This window comes from Micromonospora krabiensis, from assembly GCF_900091425.1.
Taxonomy (GTDB): Bacteria; Actinomycetota; Actinomycetes; order Mycobacteriales; family Micromonosporaceae; genus Micromonospora; species Micromonospora krabiensis.
This window is the reverse complement of the sequence record NZ_LT598496.1, coordinates 3,942,489-3,958,361: the sequence shown is the minus strand read 5'-3', so window position 1 is coordinate 3,958,361 and position 15,873 is coordinate 3,942,489. Positions and strand designations below refer to the sequence as shown.

Below are 15,873 nucleotides of genomic sequence, written 5' to 3'. Positions count from 1 at the left end.
GAGGTTCCCACTGGCGGGCCCGTCCCCCGGCGGATCCGCCATGACGACAGGAGTACCGATGCGCATCCGTACCGCGGGTGTGGTCGCCGTCTTCGCCCTGGCGCTCGCCGCCTCGGGCTGCGGTGGCGGCGGCGACGAGCCGGCCACGAAGGAATCCCCCAAGGCCGCCGGCGGCAAGCTGGTGATCTGGGCCGACGACAAGCGGACCGCGGCCCTCAAGCCGTTCGCCGAGAAGTTCGGCCAGGAGAACGGCGTCACCGTCGAGGTGCAGGCCGTCTCCAAGGACCTGCAGACCAACTTCGTGACCGCCTCCCAGCAGGGCAGCGGCCCGGACGTGGTGGTCGGCGCGCACGACTGGATCGGCAACCTGGTGCAGAACGGCGCCATCGACCCGGTGCAGCTCGCCGCCGAGCAGAAGAGCGCGTTCAACCAGACCGCGGTCAAGGCGGTCACGTTCAACGGCCAGCTCTACGGTGTGCCGTACGCGATGGAGAACCTCGCGCTGATCCGCAACACCGCGTTGGCCCCCGAGGCGCCGAAGACCATCGAGGACCTCGTGGCCGCCGGCAAGAAGCTCAAGGCGGACAAGAAGGCCAGTGAGATCCTGTGCCTCCAGTCCGGCCAGAACGGCGACGCCTACCACATCTACCCGCTCTACACCTCGGCCGGCGGCTACCTGTTCGGCACCGCCGCCAACGGCGACTACGACCCCAAGGACCTGGGCGTCGGCAAGCCGGAGTCGATCGAGGCGTTCAAGAAGATCGGCGCGCTCGGTGAGAAGGGCGAGGGGGCGCTGAAGCGGTCCATCACCCCGGAGAACGCGACCGCCACCTTCACCGGCAAGAAGTGCGCGTTCCTGGTGTCCGGCCCGTGGGCCGTCGCGGACGTCAAGAAGGCCGGCATCACGTACGACATCTCCCCGATCCCCGGCTTCGCCGGCGGCAAGGAGGCGCAGCCGTTCGTCGGCGTCCAGGCGTTCTACGTCGCGTCGAAGGGCAAGAACAAGGCCCTCGCCCAGGAGTTCGTCACCAACTACGTGACCACGCCGGACCTCGCCGTGGCGCTGTACCAGGCCGAGCCTCGCCCGCCGGCGCTGACCGCGGCGCTGGACCAGGTCAAGGGCAGCGACCCGGACCTGGCCAAGTTCACCGAGGCCGGCAAGAACGGCCAGGTCCTCCCGGCGATCCCGGCGATGGCCGCGATCTGGGACCCGTTCGGCAAGGCGGAGGCGGCCGTGATCGGCGGCGCGGACCCGGCCAGGACCATCACCTCCGCGGGCCAGACCATCGCGGGGCAGATCAAGTAATGAGCACGTCGCTGTCCGGCCCGGGGTCCACGCAGACCCCGGGCCGGGAGCCGGTCGACACCCGGCCGGCGAGGAGTCGTACCGCGCGTGCGAACGCGCCGATCACCCTGACCGGCCTCGGCGTCAAGGTGGTCCTGCTCGGCCTCGTGGCCGGGGTCGCGATCTGGGCGGCCTTCCCGCTGATCGAGGCGGAGAAGTGGGTGGGGCTGGCGCTGCTGGCCGCCACCACCGCCGGGCTGTTCTACCTCTACCTCGGTCGCCGGCACGTCCCCGCCAAGTACCTGGTGCCGGGCACGCTGTTCCTGATCGCGTTCCAGATCTTCCCGGTGCTCTACACGGCGAGCACCGCCTTCACGAACTTCGGCGACGGGCACCGCGGGAGCAAGCAGGACGCCATCGTCGCCATCCAGACCGCGTCGGTGAAACAGGTGCCCGGCTCCACCGAGTACGCCCTGTCCGTCGCCACCGAGGGCGATCCCGCCACCGGCCCGCTGGTCTTCCTCGTCACCGACCCCGCCACCGGGACCGTCTCGGCCGGCGACAGCGACGGGCTGCGCCGACTCGACCCGGGCGCGGTCACCGTCGCGGCCGGCGGCAAGGTCACCGCCGCCGACGGCTACACCGTGCTGAACTTCGGGCAGGCCAGCGCCCGCAGCCAGGAGATCATCGACCTGGTCGTGCCGACCTCCGGCGGCGCGTTGCGCTCCTCCGGCCTGTCCCGCGCCTACGAGGGCACGGCGGTCCGGGCGTACGACGCCGGATGCGACTGCGTCCGGGACACCGAGACCGGCCGGACCTGGACCGCCGACGAGTCCACCGGATCGTTCGTGGCCGACGACGGCGAGCGGCTGGCGCAGGGCTGGAAGGTCAACGTCGGGCTGCGCAACTTCACCCGCGTGCTCACCGACCCGCACATCGCCGGGCCGTTCCTCGGCACGCTCGTCTGGAACTTCGCCTTCGCCATCGGCTCGACCGGCGGCACGTTCCTCCTGGGCACCTTCGTGGCGCTCGCCCTGCACTCGCCCCGGATGCGGGGCACCAACCTCTACCGGGTCCTGCTGATCCTGCCGTACGCCATGCCGTCGTTCGCGATGCTGCTGGTCTGGCGGGACATGTTCAACACCGACTTCGGGCTGATCAACAACCTGTTCGGGCTCGGGGTGAACTGGTTCGGGCACGAGTGGTCGGCCCGCGCCGCCGTCCTGCTGGTGCAGCTGTGGCTGGGCTACCCGTACATGTTCCTCGTGGCCACGGGCGCGCTCCAGGCCATTCCGCGCGAGCTGACCGAGGCGACCTCGGTGGACGGCGCCTCGCCGTGGCAGTCGTTCCGGTCGGTCACCCTGCCGCTGCTGCTGATCGCGCTGTCCCCGCTGCTGATCTCGTCGTTCGCGTACAACTTCAACAACTTCAACGCGATCTACCTGACCACCGAGGGCGCGCCGTTCCCGGCCGACAATTCGACCAACGGCGCGACGGACCTGCTCATCACCTACACCTACCGGCTGGCGTTCGGTGGGCAGGGCGCCGAGTTCGGTTTCGCCGCAGCCATCTCGCTCTTCATCTTCACGATCGTCGCGGTCGTCTCGGCGATCAGTTTCCGGCGCACCCGCAAGCAGGAGGAGGTGTACGCATGACCACGCTCACCGGGGCCACCGCCGGCGACGGGGTGGCCGGCTCCCCGCCGGCCGACCGGCCCGCCAACCGCCGGAGGAACCGCGGGTTCGCGCGGGTGGGCTGGCGGCATCTGGTCGCCGTGCTCGCCGTGCTGTTCAGCCTCTTCCCGATCGTGTTCGTGCTCTCGGCCGCGCTCAACCCGTTGGGGACGCTCTCCTCGACGTCGCTGCTGCCGACCGGGGGAGTCTCGTTCGGCAACTTCGGCGAACTGTTCGACCGGACCGCGTTCGAGTGGTGGTTCCTCAACTCGCTGCTCATCGCCGGCCTGGCCTCGTTCGTGTCGATCACCCTGTCGGCCCTGGCCGCGTACGCCTTCTCCCGGATGCGCTTCCGCGGCCGCCGGGTCGGGCTGCTGTCGCTGCTGCTGATCCAGATGTTTCCGCAGTTCCTGGCGATCGTGGCGATTTTCCTGATCTTCACCACGGTCACCGACCTGTGGCCGGCGATCGGCTTCAACACCCCGTGGGGCCTGTTCCTGCTCTACATGGGCGGCGCGCTGGGCGTGAACACCTGGCTCATGAAGGGCTTCTTCGACACGCTGCCCCGGGAACTCGACGAGTCGGCCACGATGGACGGCGCCACGCACGCCCAGGTCTTCGTCCGCATCATGCTGCCGTTGGTGGCGCCGATCATCGCGGTGACCGGCCTGCTCGCCTTCATCGGCACCATCAACGAGTTCCTGATGGCGAACGTGTTCCTGACCGACGCCGAGTCGAAGACCCTCGCGGTCGGCATGTTCGGCATGTTGCAGGGCGACGAGCGGAACAACAACTTCGGCATCTTCGCGGCCGGCACCCTGCTCACCGCGGTCCCCACGGTGCTGGTGTTCCAACTGCTCCAGCGCTACATCGTCTCCGGCCTCACCGCCGGCGCGGTGAAGGGATGAGCCGGAGTCCGCACCACGACGGGTCCGCCCTGTACGTCCCCGAGCAGGAGCCCGCGCTCGGGGACACCGTCGACGTGTTCGTCCGGTCGCCGGCCGATGCGGACGTCCGCCAGGTGCACGTACGGACCACCGGTGACGGTGAGCCCCGCTTCGCGGAGGCGGTCGTGGACCGGGTCGACGACGGCGAGGTGTGGTGGCGGGCGCCGGTCCAGGTGCGCAACCCGGTCAGCAACTACCGGTTCCTGCTCACCGGCCGGCACGGTCAGCGCTGGCTCAACGCCGCCGGGCCGGTCGACCACGACGTGCCGGACCACGGCGACTTCAAGCTGGTCAGCCACGCGCCGCCGCCGGCCTGGGCCCGGGACGCGGTCGTCTACCAGATCTTTCCGGACCGGTTCGCCCGCTCCGCCGAGGCGAAGGGCCGCGCGCTGCCGGACTGGGCGATCCCGTGCGACTGGGACACGCCCGTGGTGGGTCGTGGCCCGGAGACGCCGCACCAGTTCTACGGCGGTGACCTCGACGGCATCACCGAGCGGCTGGACCACCTGGACCGGCTCGGGGTGAACACCGTCTACCTGACGCCGATCTTCCCGGCTCGCTCCAACCACCGGTACGACGCGGCCAGCTTCGACACCGTCGACCCGCTGCTGGGCGGGGACGCCGCGCTGGCCCGGCTCGCCGACGCGGTGCACGCCCGTGGGTGGCGGCTGCTCGGCGACATCACCAGCAACCACACCGGCGACGCGCACCGGTGGTTCACCGCCGCCGCCTCCGACGTACGCGCGGCGGAGCGCGAGCTGTACTACTTCGACGACGCGACCGGCTGCTACGAGTCCTGGAACGGGGTTACGTCGCTGCCGAAACTGAACTGGGGCAGCGACGAGCTGCGCCGTCGGTTCGCCACCGCGCCGGACTCCGTGCTGCGTCGCTGGCTGCGCGCGCCGTACGGGTTGGACGGGTGGCGGGTGGACGTGGCGAACATGACCGGCCGGCGGGGCGCCGACGCGTACACCCACGAGGTCGCGGCGCTGTTGCGGGCCGTGGTCGCCGAGACCCGCGCCGACGGGCTGCTGATGGCCGAACACGGCCACGACCACACCGGCGACCTGGACCGGAACGGCTGGCACGGCACCATGAACTACGTCGGGTTCACCGACCCGCTCTGGTCGTGGCTGCGGCAGGGGGAGCAGTCGCTGCCCAACTTCCTGGGCACGCCGGGCGGCGTGCGGTCCCGGGACGCCGGCTCGGTGCTCGCCACCCTGCACGCCTACCGATCGCTGGTGTCGTGGCGGGCGTACACGCACTCCTGGCAGCTGCTCGGTTCGCACGACTCGGCCCGGATCCGCACCGTGGTGGGGGACGCCGCGCGGCAGGAGGTGGCGGTCGGGTTGCTCGCCACGATGCCCGGCATCCCGATGATCTTCGCGGGGGACGAGCTGGGCCTCACCGGCGCCAACGGCGAGGGCTCCCGGACGCCGATGCCGTGGCACCGGCCGGAGACCTGGGACGAGGGCACCTTCGCCGCGTACCGGGCGCTGCTGGCGCTGCGCCGCAACGAGCCCGCACTGCGGCACGGCGGGCTGCGCTGGGTGCACCACGATCCGGACAGCCTGGTGTTCCTGCGCGAGTCACCGGCGGGCGCGGTGCTGGTGCTGGCCCGCCGGGCCGCCGCCGCGGCGGTGCGGCTGACCGGGCTCGGGCCCGGCGACAACGTGTACGGGGGCGCCGCCGCGCTGCGTCCCGGCCGGGACGGCACCGTGACCCTGCCCGGCGACGGCCCGACCCTCCAGATCTGGCGACTCTCCTGAGGGGGACGCCCCGCGGGTGGGCGGGTCAGGCGTCGCGGGGGGTGGCGGAGAGCAGGGCGCGTACGCCGGCCAGGTAGGTGGCGCGCTCCGGGACCCCGGTCAGGAGGCGCTGGGTGAACCAGCCCGGCACCAGGCCGAACAGGGCGGCGGCGGTGCCCTCCGGGTCGGCGTCGGCGGGAAGCTCCCCGGCCGCCTGGGCGCGCCTGACCAGCAGCGCGAAGTGGCTGCGGAAGCCGGAGTACGTCTCGGAGACGAACGTCGCCAGGGTCGGGTCGCGCTGTGCCTCGCCCCAGACCTGGATGGCGATGCGCAGCGCGCCGTCGTCGGCGAGTTGGGACTCGACGAACGCGAGGACCCGGTCCAGCGACACCAGCAGCGGCAGCGGCGGGTCCTGGCGGATCACCTCGCCGAGCACCTGGCCGGCGCCGCCGATCGCCTGCTCGGCGATGGCGTAGATCAGGTCGTTCTTGCTGGGGAAGTAGCGGTAGACGGCACCGACGGAGAGCCCGGCCTCGGCGATGACGTCCTGCATGGACGTGCGGTGGAAACCCTCCCGCAGGAAGCACCGGCGGGCGGCGTCCACGATCTGCCGGCGACGGGCGGCGCGGTGTTCCTCGGAGACGCGTGGCACGACGCACATTCTAAAGCGAACGTTCGTTCTTGACACATCGCGGGGCGGCGGCCCACTCTGATTCCAAGAGAATGAGCGTTCGTTTTAGGAGACCGCGATGTCCGGGACCCCGATCCACCGTCGCCCACCGACACAGCTCGCCCTCCTGGTCGCCGTCCTGGCGGTGGCGGCGCAGGTGCTGCTCGTGCCCCTCTTCGCCGCACCGGCCGCCCACCTGGCGCCGCGTGACCTGCCGGTGGCGGTCGCGGGGCCGGCGCCGGCCACCGCCGAGATCGCCGGACGGCTCGCCGCCGCCCGGCCCGGCGCGTTCGCCGTGCGGACCCTGCCCGACGCCGCCGCGGCCGACCGGGCGTTGCGCGACCGCGAGGTGTACGCCGCCTTCGTCGCCGGACCAGACGGGCTCACCCTGCACACCGCGCCGGCCGCCAGCCCGACGGTGGCCGCCCTGCTCGGCGAGGCGGCCGGGCAGCTCTCCGGCGGTCGCCCGGTTCCGGTCGTGGCCGTCGTCCCCGCCGATCCCGACGACCCCCGCGGCGGCGGATTCGCCGCCGGCTTCCTACCGTTCGCGATGACCAGCCTGTTGGCCGGCGTCCTGCTGACGCTGCTGGTGCGGGGTCGGTTGGCGCGCCTGGCCGGGCTGCTGGCCTACGCGGTGCTCGCCGGAGCGGCCGGCGCCGTCGTGCTGCACGACTGGCTGGGCGTGATCGGCGGGAACCGGGTGGCCGAGGCGGGCACCATCGGCCTGTTCGCGCTGGCCGCCGCCGCCACCGTGGCCGGGCTCGGCGCCCTGCTCGGCCGGCCTGGGATCGCGCTCGGCGCGCTCCTGGTCTTCCTGGTCGGCAACCCGCTCTCGGCTGTCGCCGCCGCCCCGGAACTCCTGCCGCAGCCGTGGGGCGCGGTCGGGCAGTGGCTGCCGGCCGGCGCGGGTGGCAGCGCGCTGCGGTCGGTCGCCTTCTTCGACGGCGCCGGGGCGGGACGGGCCCTGACGGTCCTGGCCGGGTACGCCGCCGCCGGCCTGGCCCTGGTCCTTCTCGCCCGCCGGGCGGCGGTACCGTCCGGCCAGGTGCCGGAGCCGATGCCCGCCGTCGCCGACGCGCCGGTTCGGTCCGGAGCCCCGGCGACGCCGACCCGCTGACCGACCCGCGGCGCGTTCCGACCCGCCGGGACGCGCCGCGCCGGACCCCCTACTACAAAGTGTCGTTGATAGGGGAGGATGGGCCGCGTGGAAGCACTGAGGCTGATCCTTCTCTACGTCCATCTGATCGGGTTCGCGTTGCTCCTGGGCGGTTCGATCGCCCAGTACGTCAGCGGCCGGCTGCGGATCAACGCGGCCATGCTCTGGGGTGCCGTGATCCAGTTGCTGACCGGCGTCGGGCTCTCCGCGCCGCTGCGCGACGGGGACGAGCCGGCACCCGCGAAACTTGTTACCAAGTTCGTCATCGCGGTGCTGATCTTCGTCATGGTCTTCTTCTCGCGGAAGCGGGCCGACGTCAACCGCGGCCACTTCCTCGCCATTGTCGGGTTGACGCTGGTCAACGCGGCAGTTGCGGTCTTCTGGCGGTAACGTCGGAACTGCGCAGAACGGCCGGTGAAACGGACTTTCCCGACGCCGGCACGCACCTCTACAGGCACGAAGAGTGATTTGCCCCACCCAAGGGTTACGTAGGGGTAACGGGCACCCAACAGTCGTGCACGATTGTCGGCCGGTGGGTGGGCGCGGGCGTACGCTCCCGTCCGTAACGTGGGACGCCGGCGGCAAGCGCAGGCCGGCTCAAGGGCTGCCACCGCAACAAGGGCGCGGTGTGCAATGGGAAGGAGACGTCTTGCGCTCGGTGCGTGGGATGCGGATCGCCTCGATCGTGGCGGCTGGTGGGCTCGTGCTCAGCGCCGCCGCCGCGTGTGGCGAGGCGCCTGATGAGAACAACGGCGCCGGCGACGGCGGCAAGAAGTTCAGCGCCTGCATGGTGACCGACGTGGGCGGCATCGACGACAAGTCGTTCAACACCTCGGCGTGGCAGGGTCTGAAGGACGCCAAGGCGGCCAACGACAACATCGACATCAAGTACGTCGCGTCGAAGGCCGAGGCGGACTACGAGCCGAACCTGACGCAGTTCGTCAACCAGAAGTGCGACTTCATCCTGGCTGTCGGTGGTCTCATGGCCAACGCGACCTCGAAGATCGCCAAGGCGAACCCGAACCAGCAGTTCGGGATCGTCGACGCCAACCCGGGTGACGCCAACGTCTACCCGATGCAGTTCGACACCGCGCAGGCCGCGTTCCAGGCCGGCTACCTCGCCGCCGGGATGAGCAAGAGCGGCAAGGTCGGCACCTACGGTGGTCTGCCGATCCCGCCGGTGACGATCTTCATGGACGGGTTCGTCGACGGCGTCGCGTACTACAACCAGACCAAGGGCAAGAACGTGCAGGCCCTGGGCTGGAACAAGGAGACCCAGAAGGGCTCCTTCGCCAACGCCTTCGACAAGCAGGACGAGGGCAAGAAGGTCTCCGACGCGCTGGTCGCCCAGGGCGCGGACATCATCATGCCGGTCGCCGGCGGCTCGGGTCTCGGCACCACGTCCGCGGCGAAGGCCTCGGGCGGCAAGTACAGCACCATCTGGGTGGACGTCGACGGCTGCAAGAGCACCCCGGACTGCTCCGCGATCCTGACCACCGTCGTCAAGAACATCCCGGAGGCCGTCAAGGAGGCCGTGCTCAAGGCCGCCGGTGGCGAGAAGCTCCAGGCGAGCCCGGGCTTCGTCGGCACGCTGGCCAACACCGGCGTCTCGATCGCCCCGTACAACGAGTTCGAGAGCAAGGTCCCGGCCGAGCTGAAGGCCGAGGTCGAGAAGATCAAGGCGGACATCGCCGCCGGCACCATCACCGTCACCTCGAAGGCCCAGCCGACCAAGTGACGTCCTACCGGCCCCACCGGTGAGATCATCGGGGGGCCGGCGGGTAACAGGTACGACCGATCCGGCCGCTCCGGCCCGGCGGGGCACCACCCCGACGGGCGGGAGCGGCCGATCGCGCGCCACGGGGAACCGCCCGGCCTGCGGCCGGGTCGACCGGCAGCTACGCTGCACCATCGCTCGCACTCCGGGAGGTTGCGCTGAGACTCGAACTGCGCGGCATCACCAAGAGGTTCGGTGACCTGGTCGCCAACGATCACATCGACCTGACGGTGGAGCCTGGAGAGATCCACGCCCTGCTCGGCGAGAACGGCGCGGGCAAGTCGACCCTGATGAACGTGCTCTACGGGCTCTACCAGCCCGACGAGGGCGAGATCCTGGTCGACGGCAAGGCACTGAAGCTGCGGGGCCCGTCCGACGCGATCGCCGCCGGGATCGGCATGGTGCACCAGCACTTCATGCTGGTGCCCGTCTTCACGGTGACCGAGAACATCATGCTCGGTGCCGAGCAGGTGCGGGGCGGTATCAGCGGATTCCTGGACCGCCGACGCGCCCGTCGCCAGGTCGTCGAGGTCTCCGAGCGGTACAACCTGCGGGTCGACCCGGACGCGGTGATCGAGGACCTGCCGGTCGGCATCCAGCAGCGGGTGGAGATCATCAAGGCGCTCACCCGCGACGTCGACCTGCTCATCCTGGACGAGCCGACCGCCGTGCTCACGCCCCAGGAGACCGAGGAACTGCTCGCCGTCATGCGGTCGCTCAAGGCCGCCGGCAAGTCGATCGTCTTCATCACCCACAAGCTCGGCGAGGTCAAGGCCATCGCCGACCGGATCACCGTGATCCGGCGCGGCAAGACCGTGGGCACCGCGTCCCCGGACGCCAGCCGGGACGAGCTGGCCGCGCTCATGGTCGGCCGCAACGTCCGGCTCACCGTGGAGAAGGCCCAGGCGAAGCCCGGCAAGCCGGTGCTGGAGGTGACCGGGCTGGTCGTCGACGACGACCGGCAGGTCCGCGCGGTCGACGGCATCGACCTGACCGTACGCTCCGGCGAGGTGCTCGGCATCGCGGGCGTGCAGGGCAACGGTCAGACCGAGCTGATCGAGGCGATCATGGGCCTGCGCCCGGTGCTCGGCGGATCGGTCGCTCTCGACGGCGACCGGATCGACGGCTGGTCGACCAAGAAGGTGCTCCGCGCCGGCGTCGGCTACGTGCCCGAGGACCGCAGCGTCGACGGCCTCGTCAAGGAGTTCAGCGTCGCGGAGAACCTGGTGCTGGACATCTACGACCGGCCGCCGTTCGGCGGTGGGCTCGCGCTGAAGCCGGACGCCATCGCCGCCTCGGCGAAGGAGCGGATCGCGCAGTTCGACGTGCGTACCTCCTCCGCCGACGCGCCGGTCGGCACCCTCTCCGGCGGCAACCAGCAGAAGGTGATCGTGGCGCGGGAGCTCTCCCGGCCGCTGAAGCTCTTCATCGCCGCCCAACCGACCCGCGGCGTGGACGTCGGGTCGATCGAGTTCATCCACAGTCGGGTCATCCACGAGCGCGACATCGGCACGGCCGTCCTGGTCGTCTCCAGCGAGCTGGACGAGGTCATCGGGCTCGCCGACCGGATCGCGGTCATGTACCGCGGCCGCGTCATCGGCATCGTCGGCCCGGACACCCCCCGCGAGGAGATCGGCCTGCTGATGGCCGGCATCACGCCGGACACCGCGGCCGACGGCGGCGCGGCGAGCGACGACAGCCCTGGTAGCGAGGACGAGGCATGAACCCCACTCCGCAGTCGGGCTCCCCGGACAAGGAGCCGGCGAGCGAGGCACAGGCGGCGCGGAACACGCTCGACAACACCGAGCAGGCCGAGACGGCCACCACCCCGCAGGCCGGGACGGCGACACGGGGCGGGGTCGGTGCCCCGGAGCCCGGGCCCAGCCTCGGTCGGCTGTTCCTGGACAACCTCTGGGCCGCGAACACCTTCACGGTGACGCTGCTGTCGCTGGTGCTCGCGATCGTGGTCGGCGCGATCCTGATGATCATCTCGGATCCCGAGGTCCTGTCGACCTACTCGTACATCACCGCCCGTCCGTCGGACGCGCTCAACGCCAGCTGGACCCTGGTCAGCGAGGCGTACGCGAACCTGTTCAAGGGCTCGGTCTTCGACCCCGAGGCGTTCTCCGGCTGGCTGAACGGCGACAACAGCTGGCAGGCGGTGCTCGCGCCGATCTCCGAGACGCTCACCTACACGGCTCCGCTGGTCTTCACCGGCCTGTCGGTGGCGCTGGCCTTCCGGGGCGGCCTGTTCAACATCGGCGCCCAGGGTCAGGCCACCATCGGTGTCGTCCTGGCCGCGCTGGCCGGCTTCCTGCTGCCGCTGCCGCCCGGCCTGCACCTGCTCGTCGCGGTGCTCGCCGGTGCCCTCGGCGGTGCGATCTGGGGCTTCATCCCGGGCATCCTCAAGGCGCGTACCGGCGCCCACGAGGTGATCATCACGATCATGCTCAACTACGTCGCCACGTACTTCCTCACGTGGCTGATCGTGCAGAACGGCGTGCAGGACCCGACCCGTACCGACGCGATCAGCAAGCCCGTGGACGCGTCGGCGCAGCTGCCGCGGCTGCTCGGCGACAACCTGCGGGTGCACGCCGGCATCCTGATCGCGGTGCTGGCCACCTGGGCGGTGGCGTGGCTGCTCAACCGGTCCACGCTCGGCTTCGAGCTGCGGGCCGTGGGCGCCAACCCCGACGCCGCGCGTACGGCCGGCATCAGCGTCACCCGGACGTTCATCCTCATCATGGTCTTCGCCGGGTTGCTCGCCGGCCTGGGCGGCTCGAACATGGTGCTCGGCTCCACCGCCAGCGCGCTCACCCCGCTGGTCGTGGCCCAGATCGGTTTCGACGGCATCCTGGTGGCCCTGCTCGGCCGGGTGAAGCCGTGGGGCGTGGCCCTCGCCGCGCTGCTGTTCGGTGCCCTGCAGGCGGGCGGCAACCGGATGCAGTCGTACTCCGGGATCTCGCTGGAGCTGGTCACCGTGCTCCAGGCGCTGATCGTCATCTTCATCGCCGCGCCCGCCCTGGTGAAGGCGATCTTCCAGCTCCGGGCCGCACGGGCCGCCCGGTTGCAGACGAGCCTGGCGAAGGGCTGGTAACGCATGTCGACCATGGCTGTCCCCGACGTCGCGGTCGCCCCCGTCAACGAGGGCTTCTGGACGCGCAACCGCAAGGTCGGCCTCGTGCTCGTGGTGCTCGGCCTGCTGGCCGCGGTGCTGTTCGGCGCGCTCGCCACCGACCAGCAGGCCCGGTTCACGCTCAGTGAGGACGCGGCCGGCGCCGCGCTGTCCATCAACGGCACCACCGGCGCGATCCTGTTCGGGGCCATCGCGCTCGCCGCCGGGGTGGCGCTGCTCGCCAGGCTGCCGAAGCGCTGGTTCCTGCCGGTGCTCGCCGTCGGGCTGATCGCGTTCGTGCTGTCGTTCCTCTGCTGGCAGGTGTCCGCCGCGCCGACCGGCCAGAACTTCATGCCCCTGGTCAACATCCTCCGGGGCACCTTCATCCTGGCGCTGCCGCTGATCTTCGGTGCGCTCGCCGGCGTGCTCTGCGAACGCTCCGGCGTGGTCAACGTGGCCATCGAGGGGCAGCTGTTGATGGGCGCCTTCAGCGGCGCGCTCTTCGGCAGCATCTCCGGCAACGTCTGGGTGGGCCTGGTCGCCGCCGCGATCGGCGGCGCCCTGATCTCCCTGCTGCTGGCGATCTTCTCGATCCGCTACCTGGTCGACCAGGTCGTCATGGGCATCGTGCTGAACCTGCTCGCGGTGGGTGTCACCGGGTTCCTCTACGAGCGGCTCATGCAGACCGACGCGCAGAAGTACAACAGCGCCCCCCGGTTCAGCAACTGGGAGATCCCGCTGCTCAAGGACATCCCGGTGCTCGGGCCGGCGCTGTTCCGCGGCAACATCTTCCTCTACGTCGGCCTGCTGCTCGTGCTGGTGATCCACATCGCGCTGTTCCGCACCCGGTGGGGTCTGCGTACCCGGTCGGTCGGCGAGCACCCCACCGCGGCTGACACCGTCGGTGTCCGGGTGCTCGGGCTGCGCTACCGCAACGTGCTGCTGGCCGGCGTGGTCGCCGGCATCGGCGGCGCCTCGTACACGCTGGCGCTCTTCTCCTTCACCAAGAACATGATCGGCGGCAAGGGCTTCATCGCGCTGGCCGCGCTGATCTTCGGCCGCTGGAACCCGGTCGGCGCGCTGCTCGCCGCGCTCTTCTTCGGCTTCGCCGACCAGCTCGCCACCTACCTGGGCGCGATCAACAGCGTGATCCCCAGCCAGTTCCTCGCCATGCTGCCCTACCTGGCGACGATCCTGGCCGTGGCCGGTCTGGTCGGCAAGGTGCGGGCACCGGCCGCGGACGGCAAGCCGTACATCAAGGGCTGACAGGGAGCACCACATGGAGATCGACTGGGCGCACCTGCGCGCCGCGGCCACCGAGGTGATGCGGCACGCGTACGTGCCGTACTCGAAGTTCCCCGTCGGCGCGGCCGCCCTGGTCGACGACGGCCGGGTGGTGGTCGGCTGCAACGTGGAGAACGCCGCCTACGGGGTGGTGCTCTGCGCCGAGTGCGGCGTGGTCTCCTCCCTGCACGCCACCGGCGGCGGCCGGATCGTCGCCCTGTCCTGCGTCGACGCCACCGGCGAGCCGCTGATGCCGTGCGGCCGGTGCCGGCAGCTGCTCTGGGAGAACGGCGGCCCGGAGTGCCTGATCGAGGCGAAGGAGCGCCCGCTGCGGATGGCGGAGCTGCTGCCGCACGCCTTCGGGGTCGAGGACCTGGAGGCGGTGACCGGTGAGACGCCGCTGCCGGTGGTGCCGGAGCGGCTGGCCGCCTGGCGGGGCCGCGGCACCGTCTTCGTCCACCCGGACCTCTCCGCCGGCCAGCAGGTCTGGACGGCGTACTGGGAGCGGTCCGCCGGGGACGACGCCGACGCCGAGACCGGTGTGCTGGAGGAGGGGCCGAGCTGGGACGACCCGGCGGAGGCGATCACCTGGGGGTTGGCGCGTACGCCGCGCGTGGTGGTGGTCGACGAGGCCGGCACCATCTACTGGGCCGGCGAGGGTGAACCGCCTTTGGAGATCCCTGTTCGCTGGGGTGGTTGAGCTTCAGGCCGGGGGCCGACCGCGCCCGGCTCCGGGCGGTCAGGCTTGATCCCTCCGCCGGGCGCGGTCGGCCCCCGGCCCGTCGTGGTCAGCGACCGCGGATCGGTCCCGGCGGCGGCCGACGCCAGGACCTGGGCTGAGGGCCGGTATCTGCAACGACTAGGGAAGATCTTCTGATGAGTGGTGCTTTCACGGCGGTTGACGTCATCCGGGTCAAGCGGGACGGGGGCGTGCTGTCGGACGCGCAGATCGACTGGGTGGTCGACGCGTACACCCGGGGCGTGGTGGCCGACGAGCAGATGTCCGCGCTGGCCATGGCGATCCTGCTGCGCGGCATGACCGCTCCGGAGATCGCCCGGTGGACCGCCGCGATGATCGCCAGTGGTGAGCGCCTGGACCTGTCTGCGGTCGACCGGCCGACGGTGGACAAGCACTCCACGGGCGGCGTCGGCGACAAGATCACGTTGCCGCTCACCCCGCTGGTGGCCGCCTGCGGCGCCGCCGTGCCGCAGCTGAGCGGGCGCGGCCTCGGGCACACCGGCGGCACGCTGGACAAGCTCGAGTCGATCCCCGGCTGGCGGGCGGCCCTCAGCAACGACGAGTTCATCGGTCAGCTCCGGGACGTCGGAGCGGTGATCTGCGCCGCCGGCACCGGCCTCGCCCCCGCCGACCGCAAGCTGTACGCGCTGCGCGACGTGACCGGCACCGTCGAGGCGATCCCGCTGATCGCCAGCTCGATCATGAGCAAGAAGATCGCCGAGGGCACCGGGTCGCTGGTGCTCGACGTGAAGGTGGGCTCCGGCGCGTTCATGAAGTCCGTCGAGCACGCCCGCGAGCTGGCCCGGACGATGGTCGAGCTGGGCGGGGCGCACGGCGTGCGGACGGTCGCGCTGCTTACCGACATGTCCACCCCGCTCGGCCTCGCCATCGGCAACGGTGTCGAGGTGACCGAGTCGGTCGAGGTGCTGGCCGGCGGCGGCCCCGCCGACGTGGTCGAGCTGACCCTCGCGCTGGCCCGGGAGATGCTCGACGCGGCCGGCCTGCCGGACGCCGACCCGGCCGCCGCGCTCCGCGACGGGCGTGCGATGGACTCGTGGCGGGCGATGATCCGCGCCCAGGGCGGCGACCCCGACGCGCCGATGCCGACCGCGAACGAGGTCGAGGTGGTAACGGCGCCGGCCGACGGTTTCGTGGCGTCGGTCGACGCGTACGCCATGGGAGTGGCGGCGTGGAGACTCGGCGCCGGGCGGGCCCGCAAGGAGGACCCGGTGAGCGTCCCGGCCGGGGTGGTGCTGCACAAGCGGCCGGGTGACCCGGTGCGGGCCGGTGAGCCCCTCTACGAGCTGCGGGCCGAGCGGGCCGATCTGCTCCCGGCGGCGCTGGCCGAGGCCGCCACGGCGGTGCGTCTCTCGGCGGCCGCGCCCGCCGCCACTCCGTTGGTGATCGAGCGGATCGGCTGATCCGGCCGGCGGGCGGGGCGGCATGGTGCCCGTCACCTTGGGGGGCTATTCTGCCTGG

The 15,873-nt window shown here is 71.4% G+C and carries 13 protein-coding genes; 12 read left to right on the top strand and 1 reads right to left on the bottom strand.

All coding sequences use genetic code 11. The features are described from left to right. Window positions 1-58 precede the first annotated feature (58 nt). The 4 genes from GA0070620_RS18065 to GA0070620_RS18050 are packed head-to-tail and all read left to right on the top strand — an operon-like array spanning window position 59 to window position 5,674. Complete coding sequence (locus GA0070620_RS18065) at window positions 59-1,306, top strand: sugar ABC transporter substrate-binding protein (protein ID WP_091592468.1); 1,248 nt, start codon at window positions 59-61, stop codon at window positions 1,304-1,306. Continuing rightward, window positions 1,306-2,940: an ABC transporter permease subunit gene (locus GA0070620_RS18060; protein WP_091592466.1), complete on the top strand. Its 1,635-nt coding sequence runs from the start codon at window positions 1,306-1,308 to the stop codon at window positions 2,938-2,940. Before GA0070620_RS18065 ends, GA0070620_RS18060 begins: the two co-directional genes overlap by 1 nt. Beyond that, on the top strand, window positions 2,937-3,866 hold the full coding sequence (locus tag GA0070620_RS18055) for a sugar ABC transporter permease (RefSeq protein WP_091592464.1): 930 nt from the start codon (window positions 2,937-2,939) through the stop codon (window positions 3,864-3,866). Before GA0070620_RS18060 ends, GA0070620_RS18055 begins: the two co-directional genes overlap by 4 nt. Then, window positions 3,863-5,674, top strand: coding sequence for a glycoside hydrolase family 13 protein (locus GA0070620_RS18050; RefSeq protein ID WP_091592462.1), 1,812 nt, complete (start codon window positions 3,863-3,865; stop codon window positions 5,672-5,674). The genes GA0070620_RS18055 and GA0070620_RS18050 overlap by 4 nt, the downstream gene beginning before the upstream one ends. A gap of 25 nt (window positions 5,675-5,699) precedes the next feature. Here GA0070620_RS18050 and GA0070620_RS18045 read toward each other — a convergent pair whose 3' ends face one another. Beyond that, window positions 5,700-6,305: a TetR/AcrR family transcriptional regulator gene (locus tag GA0070620_RS18045; protein WP_197677466.1), complete on the bottom strand. Its 606-nt coding sequence runs from the start codon at window positions 6,303-6,305 to the stop codon at window positions 5,700-5,702. Window positions 6,306-6,402: 97 nt separating this feature from the next. Here GA0070620_RS18045 and GA0070620_RS18040 point away from each other — a divergent pair, with 97 nt between their 5' ends. The 8 genes from GA0070620_RS18040 to GA0070620_RS18005 all read left to right on the top strand — a co-directional run bounded on the left by GA0070620_RS18040 (window position 6,403) and on the right by GA0070620_RS18005 (window position 15,815). Further along, window positions 6,403-7,440 (top strand): hypothetical protein, encoded by a 1,038-nt coding sequence (locus GA0070620_RS18040; protein WP_091592458.1) that lies wholly within the window; start codon window positions 6,403-6,405, stop codon window positions 7,438-7,440. A gap of 87 nt (window positions 7,441-7,527) precedes the next feature. Further along, the gene (locus GA0070620_RS18035; RefSeq protein ID WP_091592456.1) at window positions 7,528-7,869 is read left to right on the top strand and encodes a hypothetical protein; all 342 of its coding nucleotides are present in this window, start codon (window positions 7,528-7,530) and stop codon (window positions 7,867-7,869) included. Between the two features lie 277 nt (window positions 7,870-8,146). Further along, window positions 8,147-9,217 (top strand): BMP family lipoprotein, encoded by a 1,071-nt coding sequence (locus GA0070620_RS18030; RefSeq protein WP_091592454.1) that lies wholly within the window; start codon window positions 8,147-8,149, stop codon window positions 9,215-9,217. Between the two features lie 197 nt (window positions 9,218-9,414). Further along, window positions 9,415-10,980, top strand: coding sequence for an ABC transporter ATP-binding protein (locus GA0070620_RS18025; protein ID WP_091592452.1), 1,566 nt, complete (start codon window positions 9,415-9,417; stop codon window positions 10,978-10,980). Next, window positions 10,977-12,353, top strand: a complete 1,377-nt coding sequence (locus tag GA0070620_RS18020) for an ABC transporter permease (protein ID WP_091592450.1) — start codon at window positions 10,977-10,979, stop codon at window positions 12,351-12,353. The genes GA0070620_RS18025 and GA0070620_RS18020 overlap by 4 nt, the downstream gene beginning before the upstream one ends. 3 nt (window positions 12,354-12,356) lie before the next feature. Then, window positions 12,357-13,637, top strand: coding sequence for an ABC transporter permease (locus GA0070620_RS18015; RefSeq protein ID WP_091592448.1), 1,281 nt, complete (start codon window positions 12,357-12,359; stop codon window positions 13,635-13,637). Between the two features lie 13 nt (window positions 13,638-13,650). Beyond that, window positions 13,651-14,355: a cytidine deaminase gene (locus GA0070620_RS18010; protein WP_091592446.1), complete on the top strand. Its 705-nt coding sequence runs from the start codon at window positions 13,651-13,653 to the stop codon at window positions 14,353-14,355. A 176-nt stretch (window positions 14,356-14,531) separates the two neighbouring features. Continuing rightward, a complete protein-coding gene (locus GA0070620_RS18005) occupies window positions 14,532-15,815 on the top strand; it encodes a thymidine phosphorylase (protein ID WP_091592444.1) in 1,284 nt (427 codons plus the stop codon). The last annotated feature ends 58 nt before the right edge of the window (window positions 15,816-15,873 follow it).

Excerpts from the sequence above, each read along its gene's own strand:
- GA0070620_RS18065 (WP_091592468.1), top strand. The coding sequence starts at position 59 with ATGCGCATCCGTACCGCGGGTGTGGTCGCCGTCTTCGCCCTGGCGCTC.
- GA0070620_RS18060 (WP_091592466.1), top strand. The coding sequence starts at position 1,306 with ATGAGCACGTCGCTGTCCGGCCCGGGGTCCACGCAGACCCCGGGCCGG.
- GA0070620_RS18055 (WP_091592464.1), top strand. The coding sequence starts at position 2,937 with ATGACCACGCTCACCGGGGCCACCGCCGGCGACGGGGTGGCCGGCTCC.
- GA0070620_RS18050 (WP_091592462.1), top strand. The coding sequence starts at position 3,863 with ATGAGCCGGAGTCCGCACCACGACGGGTCCGCCCTGTACGTCCCCGAG.
- GA0070620_RS18040 (WP_091592458.1), top strand. The coding sequence starts at position 6,403 with ATGTCCGGGACCCCGATCCACCGTCGCCCACCGACACAGCTCGCCCTC.
- GA0070620_RS18030 (WP_091592454.1), top strand. The coding sequence starts at position 8,147 with ATGCGGATCGCCTCGATCGTGGCGGCTGGTGGGCTCGTGCTCAGCGCC.
- GA0070620_RS18020 (WP_091592450.1), top strand. The coding sequence starts at position 10,977 with ATGAACCCCACTCCGCAGTCGGGCTCCCCGGACAAGGAGCCGGCGAGC.
- GA0070620_RS18015 (WP_091592448.1), top strand. The coding sequence starts at position 12,357 with ATGTCGACCATGGCTGTCCCCGACGTCGCGGTCGCCCCCGTCAACGAG.
- GA0070620_RS18010 (WP_091592446.1), top strand. The coding sequence starts at position 13,651 with ATGGAGATCGACTGGGCGCACCTGCGCGCCGCGGCCACCGAGGTGATG.
- GA0070620_RS18005 (WP_091592444.1), top strand. The coding sequence starts at position 14,532 with ATGAGTGGTGCTTTCACGGCGGTTGACGTCATCCGGGTCAAGCGGGAC.